1 protein-coding gene is annotated in these 1,660 nt (G+C 32.0%); it reads right to left on the bottom strand.

Features of this window, described 5'->3' with window-relative positions; genetic code table 11:
* Positions 1 to 1,451, bottom strand: a 1,451-nt coding sequence (locus IEW41_RS14400; protein WP_188607077.1) for a recombinase family protein, incomplete at its 3' end; no start/stop codon positions are given.
* Between the last annotated feature and the right edge of the window lie 209 nt (positions 1,452 to 1,660).

The following is a 1,660-nucleotide window of genomic DNA, read 5'->3' as shown; positions in this document are numbered from 1 at the left end:
CCTTTATTAACACTAGCAATCTTAAGAAGTATCGGATTGATATCTTCGGTTCGAACCTCATGATTTTCAAATTGAAACTTTTCAGGAAAGATTGAACCCAAGAGCTTTCTTTTATGCTCTATATCGCTATGAGTAAAGTGGTTATCAAAATGTTCAAGTTTCTCTAAGCCATTTTTATAAATAGACAAAACCTTATTAGACTTGCTCAAATTTTCCTGCTTTTCTTTGAGTTGGTTGAGTTGTTTTGAATAACGCTCTTTAGCATTATGGTATTCAGTACGATCAAACTCACCATCTAAATATAGATCTTGTAATTTAATTAACTTTTGTTCTAATGAATCGACTTCCTGATAATGTTTAGGACTTAGTCTACTCAATTTAGTTTGTTCTTTAAATCGTTTTTCTATCATTTTAAATAATAGTGTTCGCGCATTAGTATTCAAAGAAATACCACCAAGAAAATTATTGAACCAACTGTCGACATCTTCAGCTTTATATCTTGTATTGCATGGTTTAGCGCAGTGATAATAAGAATAGTATTGATTACGACCTTTTGAACTACTTGCTTTTAGCGATTTATGGCAACTAGGACATAAAACAAAATCCTTTAAAGGAAACTTTTCGTTCACTTTTTTATGCACGATTTTATATTGTTTTTTACCACCATCAATATGATATTGAACCAAATTAAATATGTTTTTTGAAATTAAGGATTCGTGAATACCTTTAATAACCTGTTCTGGCTCATCTTTAAAAGCCTTTAAATGAATATCTCCATGATAAATAGGGTTTCTGATAATTCTGCCAAATGCAGATTTACTAGAATTGAACCCTTTGTCTCTCAATTTTTGGAGTACTTCTTTTTGGGAATATATACCCTTGCTTAATAGTTCAAAACCTTCTTTAATAAAGATAGCATCATGGTTAGGGATTAATATGGGCTTGTTTTGATTATCTCGACCCATGTCATAACCTTTAGGTGGAGACACAATATAACGCCCTTCTTTAAAAGCACGTCGCATACCTGCAATGACATTTAAGGATCGTCTGTGATTTTCGACCTCTGGCATTGATAAGTATACGGCTAGCATCAATCCCTGTTCTGGAATAGATAAATCCAAGGGTTGTTCAATTGCGTTTACAATGATTCCTTGTTCATTAAAGCTTTTGATTTTGTTATAAGATTCAGTCGTGTTTCGTGAAAAGCGATCCCATTTGGTAAATAGAAGTTGATCTATCTTTAGTTTGTTCGTTTTTACGTAAAGAATTAGCTTTTTAAATTCAGGCCTATTGAAAGTTTTGGCAGAATGATCTTCTCTGAAAATTAAAAGGACATTCAGGTTATTAATATTGCAATAGTTCAATAGTTTTTGTTCTTGATCTCTCAAGGAAAAACCTTTATCAGCTTGTTCATCAGTGGAGACTCTTGTATATAGAATAACATTTTTCATAAGCTTATATTTATTGTATCATGCGGTTATAAATTACATCTGTAAGGATGTTTAATAACTCTAAAATTTGAATAACTTCTAGGTCTGTATATGGTTCTGGATTGTTATCATTAAGTGTTGATTTTGCTTCTAAGTAAAAACTTGAGTTCTGGTCCATCTCTGTTAGGGATAAAACCAGGCTGCATTTTCAGGGACTGATTATGTTCTAC

It is taken from the genome of Aquaticitalea lipolytica (assembly GCF_014641635.1).
Classification (GTDB): domain Bacteria; phylum Bacteroidota; class Bacteroidia; order Flavobacteriales; family Flavobacteriaceae; genus Aquaticitalea; species Aquaticitalea lipolytica.
Note: the sequence above shows the minus strand (reverse complement) of the source record. Positions and strands in the feature narration are given on the sequence as shown.